This is a genomic window from Peribacillus asahii (genome assembly GCF_004006295.1).
Classification (GTDB): domain Bacteria; phylum Bacillota; class Bacilli; order Bacillales; family DSM-1321; genus Peribacillus; species Peribacillus asahii_A.
Genome location: NZ_CP026095.1, coordinates 2,892,028 through 2,910,746, shown reverse-complemented (window position 1 = coordinate 2,910,746; position 18,719 = coordinate 2,892,028). Strand labels below are relative to the sequence as shown.

At 31.8% G+C, this 18,719-nt stretch carries 19 protein-coding genes; 2 read left to right on the top strand and 17 right to left on the bottom strand.

Going from position 1 to position 18,719, the window contains the following annotated elements:
- Position 1: 1 nt before the first annotated feature.
- The 17 genes from BAOM_RS14285 to BAOM_RS14205 form a co-directional block, all read right to left on the bottom strand.
- Complete coding sequence (locus tag BAOM_RS14285) at positions 2-646, bottom strand: hypothetical protein (RefSeq protein WP_127760840.1); 645 nt, start codon at positions 644-646, stop codon at positions 2-4.
- A gap of 2 nt (positions 647-648) precedes the next feature.
- Complete coding sequence (locus tag BAOM_RS14280) at positions 649-972, bottom strand: hypothetical protein (RefSeq protein WP_127760839.1); 324 nt, start codon at positions 970-972, stop codon at positions 649-651.
- The gene (locus BAOM_RS14275; protein ID WP_257467353.1) at positions 969-1,394 is read right to left on the bottom strand and encodes a hypothetical protein; all 426 of its coding nucleotides are present in this window, start codon (positions 1,392-1,394) and stop codon (positions 969-971) included. Before BAOM_RS14275 ends, BAOM_RS14280 begins: the two co-directional genes overlap by 4 nt.
- 16 nt (positions 1,395-1,410) lie before the next feature.
- Positions 1,411-1,980: a hypothetical protein gene (locus tag BAOM_RS14270; RefSeq protein WP_127760838.1), complete on the bottom strand. Its 570-nt coding sequence runs from the start codon at positions 1,978-1,980 to the stop codon at positions 1,411-1,413.
- Positions 1,981-2,061: 81 nt separating this feature from the next.
- Positions 2,062-3,063, bottom strand: coding sequence for a hypothetical protein (locus tag BAOM_RS14265; protein ID WP_127760837.1), 1,002 nt, complete (start codon positions 3,061-3,063; stop codon positions 2,062-2,064).
- A 44-nt stretch (positions 3,064-3,107) separates the two neighbouring features.
- The gene (locus tag BAOM_RS14260) at positions 3,108-3,644 is read right to left on the bottom strand and encodes a hypothetical protein (RefSeq protein ID WP_127760836.1); all 537 of its coding nucleotides are present in this window, start codon (positions 3,642-3,644) and stop codon (positions 3,108-3,110) included.
- An 80-nt stretch (positions 3,645-3,724) separates the two neighbouring features.
- Positions 3,725-5,284 (bottom strand): V-type ATP synthase subunit I domain-containing protein, encoded by a 1,560-nt coding sequence (locus tag BAOM_RS25165; protein WP_257467352.1) that lies wholly within the window; start codon positions 5,282-5,284, stop codon positions 3,725-3,727.
- Between the two features lie 36 nt (positions 5,285-5,320).
- The gene (locus BAOM_RS14250; protein ID WP_127760835.1) at positions 5,321-6,778 is read right to left on the bottom strand and encodes a hypothetical protein; all 1,458 of its coding nucleotides are present in this window, start codon (positions 6,776-6,778) and stop codon (positions 5,321-5,323) included.
- 24 nt (positions 6,779-6,802) lie between these two features.
- Entirely contained in the window at positions 6,803-8,611 is a 1,809-nt protein-coding gene (locus BAOM_RS14245; protein WP_127760834.1) for a terminase, read from the bottom strand.
- Positions 8,604-9,689, bottom strand: a complete 1,086-nt coding sequence (locus tag BAOM_RS25160) for a hypothetical protein (protein ID WP_257467351.1) — start codon at positions 9,687-9,689, stop codon at positions 8,604-8,606. The genes BAOM_RS14245 and BAOM_RS25160 overlap by 8 nt, the downstream gene beginning before the upstream one ends.
- A gap of 118 nt (positions 9,690-9,807) precedes the next feature.
- Positions 9,808-10,416: an ATP-dependent Clp protease proteolytic subunit gene (locus tag BAOM_RS14235; protein WP_127760833.1), complete on the bottom strand. Its 609-nt coding sequence runs from the start codon at positions 10,414-10,416 to the stop codon at positions 9,808-9,810.
- 173 nt (positions 10,417-10,589) lie between these two features.
- On the bottom strand, positions 10,590-11,777 hold the full coding sequence (locus BAOM_RS14230; protein WP_127760832.1) for a hypothetical protein: 1,188 nt from the start codon (positions 11,775-11,777) through the stop codon (positions 10,590-10,592).
- Between the two features lie 11 nt (positions 11,778-11,788).
- Complete coding sequence (locus BAOM_RS14225) at positions 11,789-11,977, bottom strand: YonK family protein (RefSeq protein WP_127760831.1); 189 nt, start codon at positions 11,975-11,977, stop codon at positions 11,789-11,791.
- A gap of 127 nt (positions 11,978-12,104) precedes the next feature.
- A complete protein-coding gene (locus BAOM_RS14220; protein WP_127760830.1) occupies positions 12,105-13,403 on the bottom strand; it encodes a PhoH family protein in 1,299 nt (432 codons plus the stop codon).
- Positions 13,404-13,532: 129 nt separating this feature from the next.
- Positions 13,533-13,826, bottom strand: coding sequence for an HU family DNA-binding protein (locus BAOM_RS14215; protein WP_127760829.1), 294 nt, complete (start codon positions 13,824-13,826; stop codon positions 13,533-13,535).
- 231 nt (positions 13,827-14,057) lie between these two features.
- Positions 14,058-16,667: a hypothetical protein gene (locus tag BAOM_RS14210; RefSeq protein ID WP_257467350.1), complete on the bottom strand. Its 2,610-nt coding sequence runs from the start codon at positions 16,665-16,667 to the stop codon at positions 14,058-14,060.
- 78 nt (positions 16,668-16,745) lie between these two features.
- Entirely contained in the window at positions 16,746-16,928 is a 183-nt protein-coding gene (locus BAOM_RS14205) for a hypothetical protein (protein ID WP_127760827.1), read from the bottom strand.
- Between the two features lie 314 nt (positions 16,929-17,242).
- Between BAOM_RS14205 and BAOM_RS14200 the strand changes: the two genes are divergently transcribed.
- A complete protein-coding gene (locus BAOM_RS14200) occupies positions 17,243-17,524 on the top strand; it encodes a hypothetical protein (RefSeq protein ID WP_127760826.1) in 282 nt (93 codons plus the stop codon).
- Positions 17,524-18,618, top strand: a complete 1,095-nt coding sequence (locus BAOM_RS14195) for an FtsZ/tubulin family protein (RefSeq protein ID WP_127760825.1) — start codon at positions 17,524-17,526, stop codon at positions 18,616-18,618. Before BAOM_RS14200 ends, BAOM_RS14195 begins: the two co-directional genes overlap by 1 nt.
- Positions 18,619-18,719: the final 101 nt, after the last annotated feature.

The window sequence follows — 18,719 nt, the reverse complement described above, 5'->3', positions numbered from 1 at the left end:
ATTACACCTTCTCTCCTAAGACTGTCAATAATCCAACTCCATTAATAACCTTTGTTTTATCAACGGTTTTAACTTGATAAATATTCTCATATAACTCAATTTGAGTTTCTTTAAAATCAAAGTAGGGGAGAGTGACCTGAACAACATCATTATTGATGCGAATGGGTTGATTCTCTAGATTTTCATTCTCTAATTGCATTGTTACTATACAAGGGTAGGTTGTAGGTACTCCATCTTGATATTCATACACAGGCTCTCCAGTATAAGGATTTGTTCCAACTTGAGTTTCTGTAGGTTCACCTTTAACTGTCAATGAGTTGTTGCAAAGTTTCAATGTAGCTGTAGGATATATCTCGTTAATTCCATCACCAAGAAAATCAAAAACAAGATAATTTGACTCTTTGATTTTAACTACTGATCCAATATTAATTTTGACATCAGGTTTTAAAAGTAGTTGTTTATCATTACTTTTTTCACCTTGCGTAATAATAGCTTCATATTCATCATCATTGATTAAAACCAATTCAGAAAATAGTGAGTTACTAAAGTTATTCTTAACCGTATGTTTACTTGAAAAGACAATGCCATCTGTAGAATTATCACCACTAGCTTGAAGTCTTGTTTTGTAAATATCTAAATAACTCATTTTCACTCTCCTTTCTGAATCTTTTCGATTAATCCAATCAATCTAAATATTTCACTTCTAATAAACTTCAAGTCTTTTTCTTTTACTAAAACTTCATCCAATATTGACTCAAGACCGCATAGTAGCGATAAGTAATTAAATGACTCTTTAACTCCTGTGATAACGTACTGTAAGCCATATATCTCAAAAAGCAATGAATCTACATAATGATACAATCCTTCATTTTCTTCTTCTAATAATGGAAGTATTTTATATACTCGACCTTTAGACACCTCTAAGTAACTATCAAACAATTGACTGTTTCTAGGGATTTTATATGTTGTCATAGGAAATCATCCATCTTTGATTTAGTGAAGGTGTACAATATCATTAGATTGTTTGCCTCTTTTTGAAAAATATCTCTAAGTTGACGAATTTCTTTAATGTGATTCGCTTGAGAATATAGACTATAATCTTTAGAGTTTAAAGTTTGCTTTAGTAGGTCATCAGTCAAGAGTTTAGGAGTTAAAAATTCAACGCACATGAGAGTGGCTAAGATTTCTTGTTCCTCATCTGTTAAATTTTCATTGAATACATTTACTGCTTCATCTCGGTCACTTAGTTTGTTGCAATATCTAAATTTGATGATAGAAGACTTCATGAATGTTTCTAAGTTATCTTCAACTTCTTCATTGGTTAAATTCAGATAAGAGTAGTCTGTTACTTTCGGAAGAAACCTTGCGTATATATCTTGATAAGAAGTTGCCATTTTCAGCACCTCCTAATCAACGAAGAATACTTAAATCGATTTTCAATTTATCTTCTAATAGTCTAATTTTTCTTGTGTCATATAAAGTTTCATCTTCAATTTTCTTTCTAGCGCGAATTGATACCGTTTCCTTTAATCCTTTAGGAAGTTTAGTTAAGACTTGTTCCATTTCAGAAACAGGTGATTCGAAAAATTCATCTAAATCTTCAATTTCAACAAGGTCTTCATACATTTTAGTTAAACCTAAATGTTCAGCTACATCTTCATCATCAATAATCAACCAAGGCTCTTTTAAAAACTTAGGCTGAGATGCCTTCATTGTTAGTAATTCTCCAACAGTTAACATTTCCTCAGCATCATATTCTGACCAAATAGTTTCTAAGCCAGTTTTTTTCGATACATAAACTAACAGTCCGTCAGTCACATTACGACATGATACTAAAATATCTAGATCAACTTGTTTTTTACGTTTAACTTGTTTTTCTTCTTTAACTTCTACAGTTTCAACCACTTCTTCTGTTTGAACAGGTTTTGTTGGAGTAGTAGTCTTTTTTCGTGTAGTTGTTCGTTTAGTTGTTTCAGCCATTTAATTTAAATCCTCCTTGTATTCATATAAAAAAGGATGTGCCATATTGAACACATCCTTATATTATGTAATTTAATTTTATTAAGCAGTAATAGTATATGACCCATAAAGAGTGTTAAATACAACTTGAACTCCAAAACGAGTTAAGAATTTGTATTCTAGTGACATATCCATATTTTGAGTACCATCAGATACTTCTTTAACTAAAGAATCGCCTTCGAAAACTAGTTTAACTGGTTTTGCATCGTTTGCAGGTAGTACAAGAAGTTTATTGTCGTCATATGCAAATTCAAAAGTATTAGCTTTATGTACAGTTGGTAATTGAACTAGTACAAGACCATTATAAACAGAAAGATGACCTGTTTGATTTAATTGATCTTTCATACTTTCAGAAAGGTTTGCTCCAGCAGTAACTTTTGCTAACGCTTTACGAGTACCAACTACCATAGGAGTAGCACCAGTAGCAGCTTCAACATGACCAACGATATCCATTAACGTACCTTCTGAATAAGAACCAGTTGCTTTAAATTCAGTAGGTAGGTATCCTGCACCTGCTGCGAATGATGCTGCAACTTCTTGAGCGATTTTGTTTTGGATTGCTTTAGCTACTTTTGCAACTAATTCTGCGAAATCAACACGACCAGCTAAGAATTGCATGAAGTCAGCGTACACAGCCATACCGAATGAACGAGTTTTAACTGTGAAAGATTGACCAACATCTAATTTTTGACGAGTGATATCCCAATGATTTCCTGCAAGTTCAGAAGCCACTAGTAAACTATTATCAGGTACATAGAATTCTAATTGATCTCCAAGTGCTACGTTACGAGTTTCTGCAAATTGCATGAAGAAATCATCTTCGTTTACACCATTGATAACTGTTTGGTCTAATACTTCTTCAAGAATCTCAAATACTTCTACTTTATGTTTACGTAAATCTTTATACGTAGGTTTTTCTGTACCAAGGATTTCGAAGAATTCTTTACGAATTACATCACTTGGATTAAGCCCTTTTGAAAAGTTTTGTACAATTGATGGATTTTTAACTGTGTCAACACATAGTTTTACTAATTCTTTATTCATTTAATTTTATCCTCCTAGATATTATATTTTATAATTTTATTTAATTAAGCGTTCTTTTGTACTTCGATTACAGCGTATTTTAATACACGACCAACTGAACCTGCTTGACCAGTTACAGCAGTAGTACCTAAAGTATCAATACGAACGATTTTACCAACAAATGCTTCTGTTCCAGCCACAGTTGTAGATTCTTTAAGTTTGTATGTAGATGCATCTCCAATTACATAGTTACCTACAACTAGGTCTGTTCCGAGTAGAGTTAAACCTTCTTCAGTTACAGAAAAGATGTCTGTTTTTTGTAATTCGTAAGCACGAACAACTTCTCCGTTTGCAATTGAATATTCTTGTTCAGAATTTGCACCTTGACGAGCATTGTCATAGTTGATTGCAGGGTTAGCAATTAAAACTACAGGTTTAGTTGTACCTGCTTTTTCGATTTCATAAATTTCACGCTCTCCTGCTTTAAGTCCTTTAAGTGCTGCAACGAAACCATTTTGTAAAGCTTCAGGTGCTAACACGGAGTAAATGTGACCCACTCCTGTAGATTTTACTTTATCTAATCTTACTACGCTATTTGCCATTCTTATTTCCTCCTAATTGATTTTGTTTTATAAAATATAAAAAGACATCACTAATGTAACGTCTAATTTAATACCTTAATTTAATTTTTAATGTACTTATTCAAAATGCCACCATAAGGAACAACTTCTTCATCCTTATGTTCGAACTCAATTTTAATTGAAGATGATTTTTCTTTTTTAGTTTGTTTAGAGAAATTAGCTTTCTTCTTACCGACTAATGTAAATAATTTTTCTTCAATTTGTTCCAATGTGAATTCAGAAGCAATTTCTTTAACTTCTTTCATTTCATCTTCTGTAAGTTCAGTAGAGAAACTTTCAAATAATGACTGTTCTTCTTTTAAACGTTCAGCAGATAATTTTTCTTGTTTAAATTGACGTAAACCTGTAACCTCTTCTTCAAGTTTATTGAAGTTTCCAGATAGTACATCAAGCTCATCTTTAATTTCATTTACAGCCGTTTCTTTTTCTGTAGTGAAATTACTTTCTAACTCTTTTCCTTTTACATTTAACTCGTATTCAACTTTATCTTTTGATGTTAAGTTAAATTGTAAATCAGATTCACCTTCGATAGTTTCATATGCAAGTTTTACTCGTTTTTTAGAATCGAAATCAATTTCAATTACATCATTGTTAACTGTATAAGATAAACCAATCAGACGATAATTATCTTTAGCATCTTCTGCGATAACTAATCCGTCAGTATGGTCTACATACCAATAACTACGAGATTTATAACCCCATTCATCTTCAGTGTAATCTTTATAAAGTTCTGCTCTAATTTCATCTTTTAATTGACTAGCAACTAAAGCGAAATCTTTATTTTCTACAGAAGCAATTTCTTGTAATTTAACGTCTAACTCTTCAATTGAATATTCTTCTAAGTTGATTTCTTTTACTTTTAAATCTTCTTCTGTAAGAGAGTATTTTTTCAACAACTCTAATTTTTCATCCACGTTTTCGTTACCTCCTTCATCAGTCTTACTAAATACAAGCTTGAATTGCTCCATTTTGTTTTGAATTTCTCCAAACATGTTGTCATATGAAAACTGTGCCTCAATCGTTGCTGATCGCATAGCAGGTAAAATTTCTGTACCTAGAGCACATGCACCAAAGAAGGAGAATTTTGTGAAATGGAATAATCCGTCTTCTCCAAACTGTCCTTCATAATCATCATGAAGTTCCATTGATTGAGCTTTAAATACGTCACGATTAAAAATATCTACAGGATCGTCCCATTTTGTCCACACTAATCCATCAACTGTTAGGAATTCTCGTTCAATGCCATCGTCACATAAACGTGTTTCAAATTGAGCGTTATTATCTTCAGGAATGACACCAATAGCTTGACCGATGTATTTTATTTTAAATTGTCCATCTTCTTTTGTTAAAACCATTCTATGATCAGAGAAGTCTACTTCATCTTCTGAATTTTCTTCAATGTAAGCAAGAATAGGAGTGTTAGCTAATGTAGGGATAGCTTCTTCAACTACTTTTTTATCAAAATAACTACCATTAAGATTTTCTTCAGTGTGCATTAGCCAAATTTTAACCTTTAAGAATCTTGTATCTTCTGATTCATTTTCGTATGTATTTAATTTTTGAAAGAGGACGGGTACAAATTTATCAATTTTCTTGTCCAACCATTTCACCTCCTTCCAAGCGAAATATTAAATTAATCATTCTCTAATATTCCCATCTGTATCCTTAGTTTTAAGTCCAGACTCGCTTAATTCATCCTCATTTTTAGTTGGTCTTCCTGCACCATCTTTTCCACTTATGGTATGTGAAGAACTCAATGGGATTAATTTGTTATGTAAATCTAGGACATCATTTTCTAAGAATGTTTTACTAATTAAACTAGAAGGGGAGAGTCCTAATGTAGCTGCTAATTCTTGTTTGACTGGCATTCCATATTGAGCAGCCTTTAAATATAAATCACTAATTTCCTTATAGTTGAAATTTGTAGTATCAAGGAATTTAACTCTAAACTTATATTTATTATTGATATATTTTAACTTACGATTTACCCATCGCTCTATTTGTCTCAATACAGTTAAAACAATTTGCTCATCAGTAGTAATAGATTTGCTTAATGCTGTACTATTTGTCTTATCACTATTAAATAGCATTTGACTTACACCTGAAGCATTATAATAATCACGTTCTGACTGTGCTACATGGTCAGCGTCTTTATTTCGTCTTTCTAATTTAATAGCTTCAATTTTCATAGGAGAGGTGACTAGTCCGACTTCTTCAGGTAAAGACTGAATCGCTTTATTATGGAATGCAATTGCAGTATCTAAGTCTATTAGGAATTGATTCGGTTCACTTTTCTTGTCATCAATAGGAATCTGCTGAGTAAGAATCATATAGTTATCCATTTTCGTACTTATCTTACGCATTCGTTTAGTCTCATCAATATCAAATACAGCTTCAAATACAGTATTGAAGGGAGGTACAGGATATTCAAACTCATCATTTATCTTGATACAAATTGTTTGTTTGGAGTCTAGCTCCTGCCATCTATTATTTAATTTATCATTAAGATATAATTTACGTTTCGTTTGAAATTCTTGTGGATAATTCTCAACGTTATAAGTTGAATCATTAAAGAAAGAGAAGTCGAATTCAAAATTATAGATACCATCTTCAATACTACTAATTCTACAGAAATCGGGATTCAGTCTTTGGATGAAATAAGAATCGACTGTAGAATGCTCATAACCATAAAACACATCTTCCTTGAAACAAGTTTTCAAAACTTTTTGCATTTCATGAGGGATGTTCATAATTTCTAATGATTTTATAGTTTGTAAGTATTGTTTCTTAAATTTATCTATTTCAATTTTCTCTGTATTCAAGTCAAAAGGCTCAACAATATAGTCAAATTTCAACATATTAGCAAAGTACAAGATTAATCGTCTATAGTTAGGGGAACCGTTGAATAGGAAATTGCTTAGTTTACGTAATTCTTTTTGATTCCCTTTGGGATTCTCTAAAAAGCGAACAATTTGTTCTTTTGTATACTTTGTCATGATAGATGACTTTGTTGTAGATTTTTCGATATCGTTATAAATTAATTTACCTAGTTGAGCGAATGAAATAGGGATGTTTTGATTTACTTGTTCAGTCATATTATTAATTCTACACCTCCTTGTTTATAAATTTGGTTGTTTGAACATGAATAACTCACTAATATTTACTTTAGGACTTTGTCTCTTAGTGATTCTTTCACGTCTTAATTGTTGTAAATACCAAGCCAACATAGCGATAGTATAGGCACGGTCATCATGAATTTTATTTTGTTTATCAGGTGGTAAATCATAACGAACGTTACCATTTGAACTTTTGAAAGCATAAATACTAACCAATTCTTCTTTTGCTATATCAATATTAGTCAATGATAATATTTCATCGTCAGTTAACTTGTATTTTTTAACTTCTCCATTTTCAAGAGGGATTGTTAATTCACCTTTATAGTCATAGGTTTCTGGAAAAGAAATGAGATTCAAATTCATCATTTCTATTAAAGCTTCAAACATTTCTTTTTTGTATTTTTGAGGGGAGAGTAGGCTTATTTTATCAACAGCATTTGGATATTTAGGAGAGTAAGTTTTATACTCATCATGATTTTTATCAATCAATCCTCTACGCTTAATACCGTTATTATCTGTCCAATCTTCTAATAATCCATCAGCCCAAGCAGACATACCTGCTCCACCAGCACCAGCATCAATTAAAACTCTATGAATATTCTCGTAATCAGCCACTTTAACTCCATTGTAGTCGAGTAACATTCTTTTGAAATCTTTAATTTGATCAGGAGTTTTAATAGGTGTCTTTTTCTTTTTTTCTAAATCAGTCCAAGACACATTGTTTACTATTTCCATTCTCCAACCTATATTTTCATCCTCTATTAATTCAGCTACAGTTGACACTGAATTATCATGATTCCTAGCAGGGTCAATAGCAAAAACAAATATTCCATTCCCATCATTAGATAGAATAGGCGGTCTAGTTTCTGAATTTCTAATAATCATTGCACGCTTGATGATTTGATTATCAGAGCCTTCACTTGTGAATATATTCTTATACTCACGCATTGCTTTCTCTTTATTATCCCTCATTGCAGCGTCAACCGTTTCTTGAGATAGAAGAGAAACAGGATATAATTTTCCGTTAAACGTAGCGTTAATAACCACATCTGAACTTATATCTGCAACAAAGTATCTTTTATCTCCTAAGAACATTTTCTTAGCAAAATCAGAATACTTCCTAAAAAAGTACGTATCAGTAGATGACGCAGAAGATGCGTATACTAATTGGTTTGGCATTTGTTTCGGGAATAGAGTTACATCGACATCTCCACCTAAACGAAAGTCGCTATTTTGTACAGCGAATGGTTCCGATGTTGTGAACAATTCATCTGGAGCAAATCCGCTTTCATCATAAAAATTCAAGTTTGATCTTTTACTTCTGTTATTGTCAAATGAACCGTTCAAAGAGTTTACAATAGAACCATTATATAATTTGTATTGAAACGAAGCAGGATTATGAGTAAATCCATCTGTATTTGCAGCACTTTTTACTGTTTCGTTATAGAAAACATCAGTAAGCCCTGTAAAGGATGCAATTTCTCTTTTAGCTATCTTCTCAATTTTTAAGAACATTTCTTGTGACTGTGAACCAACACCTGCTAATATATAAGCTTGAAAATTTGGTATTAACAAACTTTTTGCCATAATGAAAGGGGAGCCTAGTGTGGTTTTTCCACTATTACGTCCCATGCACCAAAGTACGTATTGCTTATACCAACTTTCCATGAATACATATTTTTGATAATCCAATAATTCCATTCCGAAGAATCTTTCCACAAAACGTACAGGATTTTTTCTTCCCCACTGAATTATTTGTGCTAACTTTAAATATCCGTCTATTTTCCTTTGAGATAAATTTTGATTATTCATCGGAATCACCATCTGACTGCTTATACCTAATTAACTCTTTTTTTAACAATCTGTTTTCTTCTTCTAGTTTCGTTACTTTTGCATCTAACTCCTGAATCATTTCTCTTTGTTCCATTAACATGCTAGTGTAATCATTTTCATCGAACTGTAGTTGAGCCATTATGCTTTGATTACTCAAATCAGCAACTTGTCTAATGCCTTGTGCCGTCTCAATATCATATAAGTTTAGTTCTCCTTGTTCGATTCCTTTTTCTTGGAGAGTCTTAATGATTCCTGTAAGAGTTCCAGCACCTTTACTTTTTTGAGTATTGTGTTTAACTGATATACCATTTTCTTCAGCTAATTTAATTAATGATGCAAGAATGTTCTTCTTCGAATCAATCAGCGACTTTATTCCGCCTGATTTATCTGATAGTCTATCAATATCATTAGTGATATTTGTAATAGCATGGTTTATTTTATCTATCTGATTAAATCCTATAACGATTTCAATGACAGCTTGTAACTTAAACCCATCCTCAAGCGTACTTTCATCTAGGAAATCAACAAGCCTACTATAAAGATGCTTTTTGTCATTAGGATTTTCATGTTCAAATGGATCATAACCCAACATTCTAATAACATCTTCTTTATCTCTAGTGTCAATTACAACAATTTCTTCATTTTCTTTTTTATTTGATTTATTAATTACTTCTACTTCGACTTTATTTTCGGTGGATGGAAGGTTAGGTTCGAATTCACTATCTTTCCATGAGTAATCTCTATATTGAGGCATGGATATATTTTTAATATACATCCCGAACAATTCTCTACCAGTTCTTGATGATTCTTCAACAGAAGTAGTCCATTGTGAGAAAAGGAAGGGGCGATTCATTTCAATTAATACATTTTTAAGAGACTCTATAGCTTCTTGAGACATAGGTTCATCTAATTTTAAATTATTTTTAATACAGGTTTTACAGATAGGGTAACGAGAATCTGCATGATTAGTTGAATTTGAAAGATAAAAATCTTTAGTAATCGGCTTATCTTTTTCACATTTTAAACATGGTTTTTTTGTAGGTTTGTTTGTAGTCATGTAATCTCTCCTTTCTTATAAAAGAAAAGAACACTCATGACAGTATTCGATACAAGAATAATCAAGTATCAAATACTGGATAAAAGAGTTCTTTTAATTATTAATTATGTAATTTTACTTAAATAATCTCGTTTACAATTCCTAACTCAATACCTTCTTGATCGGCAAACATGTACCACTCTTCATCTTCTTTTTCTTCATACAATTCTGCTGAAATCTTTGTATTAGCTAGAATAAAGTTTTTAATTCGTTCATCTAAGCGATCATAAAAATTCATTGTATTTTTAGCTTTCTTACTTGTAGAAGAAACAGCCATAGAACCATCATGAATCAGGATTACAGTATTAGGATATGCAATTCTCTGATGACCAGACATTAACAATAATGCTCCCATAGAAGCACAAAGTCCAATACCTTTAGTAACTACTTTTGTTTTGCTTTTCTGGATCGCATCAATGGCAGCAAAACCTGTAATCACATCTCCGCCTCCAGAGGTAATTTCAATTGTAATCTGAGGACGGTCATCTCCAACTAATCCTGCTTTATCATCTTGGGCATTCCATAGTTCAATCCAACTTACAATTCGGTCAATAATACTAGAATCAACTTCTTGGTTAAATGCAATTTTACGTTCTTTTAATTTTAACCAATCTTGATAGTCATCCAAATTCGTTGACATTTCTTGAATTAATTCTAAATATTCCTTTTCGAATCCAATTGTTTTCATATTTCACAACCTCCAAATTTTTTATTATTTGTTTTAATTCAGAGATAGCGCACAGTCATACTGTGATACCTATTTTATAATTTTATTTTTTAAGTTTTACTCACAATCACAATGTTCTTCACGTTGAAACTTTAATAAATCAGACATTTGTAATCTCCTTTAAAGTTTAGCCATCAAACAATTTTATTTAATTTGAATCGATATGTACTTTCAATCCCATCTTCATTTAGCACCATGAATTTTTGACTTGGGATTCCACCGTATCTACCTTGTACAGTGTGATCGTCAGCACCAATCAATGAACCATTGACTGAAACAAGTGTTCTACCATGTTCTTTTTCGTAATGGTGGTGAACATGTCCTCCGAAAATCAGAGTAGGAACATACCCTAATACTTGAGGTAAGTTTTTAACACTCTGTTCAATCTTATCAAAGTTCCCATGAACAAATACAACTTCTTCATTCATAATCTTAGCAGGAATGTATCCATCTTTATCGGTAATGATTTTGATATTATTGAAATCTTTTAATCGAGCTTCAATAAACCAAGGGATTAAATACTCAAAGTTTTCTTTGATACCAACGTCATTCTTGTGTCCGTTTCTTCCGTGATTGCCAATTACATTGTAATAAATGATATTAGGGAAGGTGTTTGCTAATTTAGCTAATACTTCAGATAAAGTTTCCGACACATATTTAATTTGACCAATCGAATCCTCATGTGAATCAGCACGTAATGCAACATGAATAGTACCAGTAATCATGTCACCTAAATTAGCAACGTGAAGAGTAGAAATGTTATTCTTTTTACCATGTTCAATAATCTTATTAACCAAATGTTCAACACGTATATCAAATATTTCTTTGTTAAACTTATTGAAAGTATTATCAACACGCAACCCAAAATGCCAATCACTAAATAAAGCTAATCCTTCTTTATGAGTATCTGAAACTAGAATAGGGGACTTGAACTCTAAAGGTTTCTTTTTCTCAAGATTTAACACTGCTGCTAAAATTTCATCTTTAAGATGTTCAAATCTAGCTTGATTACGAATAAGCTTTTTATACTCACGTTTCTGATCTTGATTTCGGATTTTCTCTTTTTCAGATTCAATTCTAATTTCTTCATATTTTTGAAGTTTCTCAGAATCCAGATCCTTTTTAATCAGATAATCCTTCCATTTCACAAACTGCGAATAGTCTTTCCGCCATTTGGACTCATCGTAATTACTACCGTATTCAACATTTAATAAGGAAGCTATTTCATAATTATCAATTCCGTACTCATTTTTATTCTCAAATAAGCGTATATGATAGTCAATGAATGACTCATTATCTTGTCTAGTTAGAATAGGATTCATTTTAACTCCTCCTATTCGTCTTTCACTGGTAATTCAATCTCTTCTTTTAGGTTAATAGAAATTGTTTTACCGTCAAATCCACGAAGAATAGATAGGAAATCGTAAGTGAATTCTCCTTCTTTGGTAACTTCTGTCACTGTCATATCATCTAATGATAATTCACCTTTTAAGTTTACCGACTGAATTTTCTTACTTGCCATTTGTAATTCCTCCTTGTAATCCTCATGAAAATAACCACTCCTAGAACACTAAGAGTGGCTTGAATAGTTTATTTATTGTGAGAGTAGAACGTCAGAAAGTATAGTGTTTGCCATACTTTATGCAAGCTTATAAAATATCCGCGCATAACTGTGCCAGTGGAGAACGCTCTCCTTTAACTAAGCTAATATGACCTGCAATCTTTTGGTCTTTCATTTTTTCAATTACATATGTAAGTCCATTTGAGTAAGCATCCAAGTAAGGGTGGTCAATCTGTTCAGGATCTCCTACTAAAACAATTTTCGCTCCTTCTCCTACACGAGTTAGTATTGTTTTAGCTTCATGTTTCGTTAAGTTTTGAGCTTCATCAATAATAATGAATTGATTTGGAATACTGCGACCACGTATGTACGTTAGAGCTGCTATCTGAATAATATCTTCGTAACCTTGAAGAATGTTATTTAATTCTGCATCATCTTTACAATTGAATAAGAATTCCAAGTTATCGTAAATTGGCTGCATCCAAGGTCTTAGCTTTTCTTCCATTTCACCCGGAAGGTATCCGATATCTTTCCCCATTGGAACAACTGGTCTAGATACTGTAATCTTACTATAGAACTTATGTTCATGTGTTTGTTGTAACGAAGAAGCTAAAGCTAATAATGTTTTACCTGTTCCTGCTTTTGCCGAAATCGTCACTAAAGGAATATCTCTATTCAATAGTAATTCAATCGCCAATCTTTGTTCCACGTTTTTAGCGGAAATACCATAAACATATTCTTTTTCATTATAATTATATAGTGGAATCAAAAATCCATCTTTATATGTTGCCAACGCACTCATTTGTCCACATTTTAAAATTGCAAAATGATTAGGTGGATACTTTTCGGGAGAAATCAATTTTTTCTCGCTATAGAATACATTAATATCCTCTGAATCCACTTCTAGATAGGTAACACCTGTGTAGTGGTCATCTGATTTACTTAAAACTTTATCATTAAGATAATCTTCAGCAATAACGAACATATCTGATTTAACACGAACTAATACATCCTTAGACACCAAAATTACTTCTTTATCTACATTTTGTTCTTGAACACATAAAGTTGTTGCGATAATCTTTGAATCGTTTGAATCATCATTAAACGCTTTATACACGATAGAATCTTGAGGATGAAGTTGAGTAGAAATTATTCCTCCAGTGATTAACTCGATACCTTCATGCAATTTGCCTTTTTCACGCAACTTATCAATTTGCTTACTTATGTATCTAGCATTTCGTCCTACTTCATCCATTAAACTTTTCTTAGAGTCTAGTTCCTGAAGGACTACAGTAGGGATTAGAATGTCGTTATCACCAAAAGAATAAATTGCATTTGGGTCTGCAAGTAGTACGTTGGTATCTAGAACATAGATTTTATCAGCCATATATAATGCTCCCTTAATTTTAAGATTTATCAACAGAGAAGGGAGGTAACGAGGGGCATTGATAACCTTCTCTGTGATATTTGAATTTTATCTTATATGTGTAAATTACTTAATTTTATTTATAAAAAATTAAACTTCTAATGCTTTAAGTGTATCTTTTAGTTTCTTAGAAGGTTTAAATTTAGGAGCATACTTAGCTGCTACTTCAACAGGCTCTCCTGTTTGCGGATTTCGAGCAGTACGAGCTTTTTTAAATGCTTTTTCAATTTCACCTAAATCTCCAATTTGTCCAGAACCGTTTTCGATTACTTCTTCAAGAACTGTTTCAAATACTGCGTATACAAATACTTCTGCTGTTTTGCGATCCAGTTGTGTTTTTTCTGCTACCTTTTGTGCGAATTGTTGTTTTTTAGTTAATGCCATTTAAATTCCTCCTTGATATCCTTTTATAATTTATTTTTAGCCGTTGGTTAAAACAGCTATTTTATTAATTTTACTTATGAAAAAGGGAAGATACTTGCCATTATTACTTGTACTTTAGTTTTTTCTTCCTTTATAGACAATTAAGGAAAAATGCTCACAAACGTTGATATATCAATGTTTTAAAGGGTTTTGAATTTTGAAATTTTACTTAAATGTTGTCATATCAAGGGTTCAAACCGCATCCAATTGTCCACGTTTCTTTAACCTATACAATTTTTCTTTTTCTTTTTTATATTCTTTTCTACGTTCAATAAAACAAACATCGCAATATTTAGATTGACTATTTACGATTTCAATCCTAGTTCCACAGCATTCACATTGCTTTGTTCCTTTTAAGTTTTGTTTTACATTTAAAAGAAGGATGTCACCATAAGTCCACCACAAAGTATCTTTGTAACAACTGTTCTTTCTATTGTATAGATACTCAACTAAAACATTGACTATTCTATTTTCATCGCTATGTATTTTAGACATTTCTTCTCTTATGAGTTTGAAAATATACATCCGATCATTTGATTTTAATTTTTCTACGCTTTTACCAATCCATTTTTTACTTCTATCTAACTCTACATATCTCTTGATTATTTCTTCATTTAGATATTCAACTTCTTCACTTTGCATCACCTTATAATCAAACTTTCCAGCGATTTCTTCAAAATTAATCCTTTTATTAGGGATTATCTTTCTCAATCTATTCACTGTACTGTCATTAATTGGTTCAACCTTATTCTTTTCTTTATCTTTAGCTTCAATAAAGAAGTAGGGGACTTTACTTTTTATGTACCCTCGAATAAGTTTATCTACCCATTCAGGTCTTGTAGGCATGTATAAGCTTTTAGCAAAATCGATTATGTAATTATTTTCAGCAGTCAACCATCTCACAACTCGTAAATCAATATTATTACTGTTAAAGACTTTTGTTATGTTATTACTAACTTCTCCGATATTCGCTTTAAAAGCTAACAATAGACTGTCATATATCTTTGTATTAGTAATTGTCTCTGCTTTTGCTGAACCCATTTCATAGTACAGAGGAACAATACCTTCCATATTCCTTTCTGCGATTTCCGTAAACAAATCACTTTGTATGACTAGTGCTTTATCCCCATCGTTGTCAAATTGAAGTATGCGAGAGATTGGATCAAAAATACTCGTATAGATACCTTTTGTAATAAACCATTTTTTTCTTTCTTCATTAAACTTATTTTCTCTAATACAATGCTCCTTATATAAATGAGGACTACGTAGAATATCTAATTTCCCTTCATTATATATACCACAATAAACTTCACCGTTTCCGAGTAACCCTGTTGGACTTTCTTTACCTAAAAATAGCCGTTCACAGAATGCATATAAGTCTGGAATAAGATAAATATACTTCCCGTTAATTCTCAATTTAGCAGCTCTCGCATCGTTAACCATTGATTTCTTTTTGTCTTTTATGATTTTCTTAGAGTGTTCATCATTCAGTAGTTCAGGATAGATATATAGTGCTTCTTGATAATAATTTTTCCTTTTGTTTGTTTCTGTAGCACCTAGAATCCTTAACATAGTTTCTTTATCAGATCCTATTTTTAAAATATCGTCCACAGTAGGTTGAGCTAAAACCTTCAATTCTTTTGTGGAAATGTCAGTGAGAGTTTGCATCATCTGGTAGTTCAGAGTTGCATTTTCTCCGATATCCTCTTCATTTAACTTTACAGCTTGACATTTATTTTCTTTGAATCTTGTTTTATAATCGTTCCAATCCTCATAATATTTCTTCATTTTGAATTGGGAAGCTGTAAATATTACTTGAATATTGTCTTCAATAATATCCCATTCTTTGCCGTAGATATCTGTAACTTTAGTGTTACCGTATTCCTTTGCAAAATCATCAAAAGCAAATGGAACTAACAATCCTTTTACGTAAGGCAACCTAACCATGAACGATTTCTTCGACTTTTTAGGCAATATAATTCCGCAACCATCTGTATGTTCAATAGGGACACTCATTTCTTGTCTAGTAATCTCGTATGTATCACGATTGATATAATCAAACATTGAAGTTACTTTCGTTTCTAAATCTGGAACAACGATTGTTCTATCAATGTCAAAGTTATCCCATCTTTTTGAAGCTGAAGCTGTCAATGCTTTATAAGCCAATAGCTTGTTGACATTACATCCACCTTTTTCGTTGATTTCATCAATACTTAAGCCACAAGTTAAAGCACCTTCATGTTTATTCCATAATGCTTCTTTGATGAATACTGCTTTTTTAGTACGAATTTGTCCTGCACTAGAAGAGAAGTAGATGTATTTTTCACCTTCATATATGAATCCATCTTCTATAATCTCTTTTAACACTTGGTAATAATAAGCTCTGACAACAAAGAGACTCGTTGAAACTTGATCTGTTTTCATTCCTATGGTTCTTGTTAATGCAGAATCAAACATTCCAATCTTTTTATTATCCTTTAAGGTGTCCTGTCTTAGAGTTCGTATGCCTTTGTGATTAAAAAGAAGATGTTTTAATTCTGTTTTATATCTATTTAGAAACTCATTTAATTTTCGATTTCCTTTGTTTAATTTCTTCTTCTTTTCAATTAAGATGTCTTTTTCGGATTCACTTGTTTGATTATCAGTCATCGATGTATCAATTTTACGTAATTTTTCTTTAATTGATTTTTTAAGTATATGTAACTTTGAAATCTTATTATGTAGAATCATTTCTTCATCGGTGTAGAAGCTCTCTGTGCCGATACTAAATATGTACACTTGTTTATCTAATCCTTTAGCCAATAACAAAACACCACCTATATGTGTAATTTTACTTACTAAGCCTATCGGCACTTTACACCAATAGGCTCATTATATGTATTACTCGCCACGATATTCTTTGTACATTTCTTTCAATAGTTGCTTATATGTATTTCTACTGAATTTCCCATTCCATTTATAATCTTCATATACTCTCATTTCTTCATCGGTTTCAAGGTTGTTACCGATTTTCCACTCTAAATAAGCGATCACCTCGCTCGGAATAAATTTATTACGCTCCATCTTTCTCACCTCCATTCTAAGTTGTTATTAAACTCTTAATATGTAATTTTATTAAATTGCTCATTGAAGAGAAGGGGTGCTCCTCTTGTTACATTCATTATAGTATATAAATAAAATTATGTAAATAGATGATTGAGAAATATTTCAAATTAAAAAATAATAATTTTTATTATAATAATGGAATCAAGACAAGTTATACCTGCATAATATTTATCAAGACTTACAAATCACTTACAAACAACAAACAAAAACCTCACAACTCACTTATAAGTATCTTGTAAGTCACTTACAAACATCTAGGAGGCTACTTACAAATGGATTACTTCACGTTTATAACCAACCGTTTAACTCATGAGGACTTGTCTATGTTAAATGTACTTTATTCAGAGGATTCAACAAATGTATTAAAAGCATTAAATAAGAAGCAATTACTCGAACAGACACAAATCAGTGACTTCACTTTTAAACGCTCACTATTAAGACTTGAAGCAATGGGAATGATTGAAATTGCCAATGGTAAAAAACATCATCAATACTTCATTACTCATTTTGGCAAATTAGCCATCGAGAAAATTACAGAAGAGGTGAGTGTATAATGTTTGCTTGTATTGGAATTGGTCAGGGTGGAAGTATGATTTGTGATAAGTTTGCTGAATATGGAATACCTACAGCTATCATCAACTACTCTCAATCCGATTTATCAGCATGTGTACACGTAGAAAATAAATTATTATTACAAGGAAGCGAAGGAGTAGGCAGAGATAGAAGTTTAGCAGCAGAGCAAATGTCTAATAATTATGAAACTGCTATTTCCTTCATTAAAGAACACTTCTCACAACCTTCCACAGAATTAATATTCATCATATTTTCAACAGGAGGGGGAACAGGATCAGGAATCACACCAATAATTAGCGAATTACTAATGAACGAAATGGATAAAACACTCGTTCTTTGCCCAATCATCCCTGATACAACAGAATCCATCAACTCACAACTAAACTCATTAAATACACTTGCTGAAATTTCTAATTTAGAGTGTGCTATAGCTCCAATAGACAATCAGAATGTATTTACTCTAGGTATAGGTAAGAATCAACTGTACAACGCTGTAAACTCCAAATTTGTACACTCTATCATATCTCTAATTGAATACACAGAACGTAACACTGCATTTGGTAACATTGACAGAAACGATATCCTCCGTTTATTTGAAACCAAAGGATTCCTTAATATATCCCACATCGATATTTCAAATTTATCAAATGGAGTTTCATTAGAACCTTCCTATATAAATAAGGCAATTCAAGAATCATGGAGTAATAACATTTTCACTTCACCATGTTTTGATCAAGTTATACGAACAGGCTTAATATTTGATGGTCAAGAGTCTTTAATGAGTCTCATTCAACCTAAAGAAATATTCTCATCATTCACTACTCAACCACTTGATGTATTTGAAGGGTGGTATACAGGAGAGAAGGGGAAAGTGTTCACAATTTTAACGGGAATGAAGTTTAATCCAACTAGACTACAACAAATAAAAGACATCGTAGAAAGTCAATCTCAATCTATTCAAAATGTACTATCTGCTGACGTAAGTATTCCGGTCTCAACGATTAGTTTTCAAACTAAATCTAAAACTCAAAAGAAGAAAAGCTTATCTGACATTCTAAATAAATACAAAAAGTAAATATATCAATATACTAAATGTTCGTTACCCACTTCATTACCGATTGCTTGTATATCTCGTTACCGAACCATGTTACCCATAGTGGGTAATTACCCAAGAGG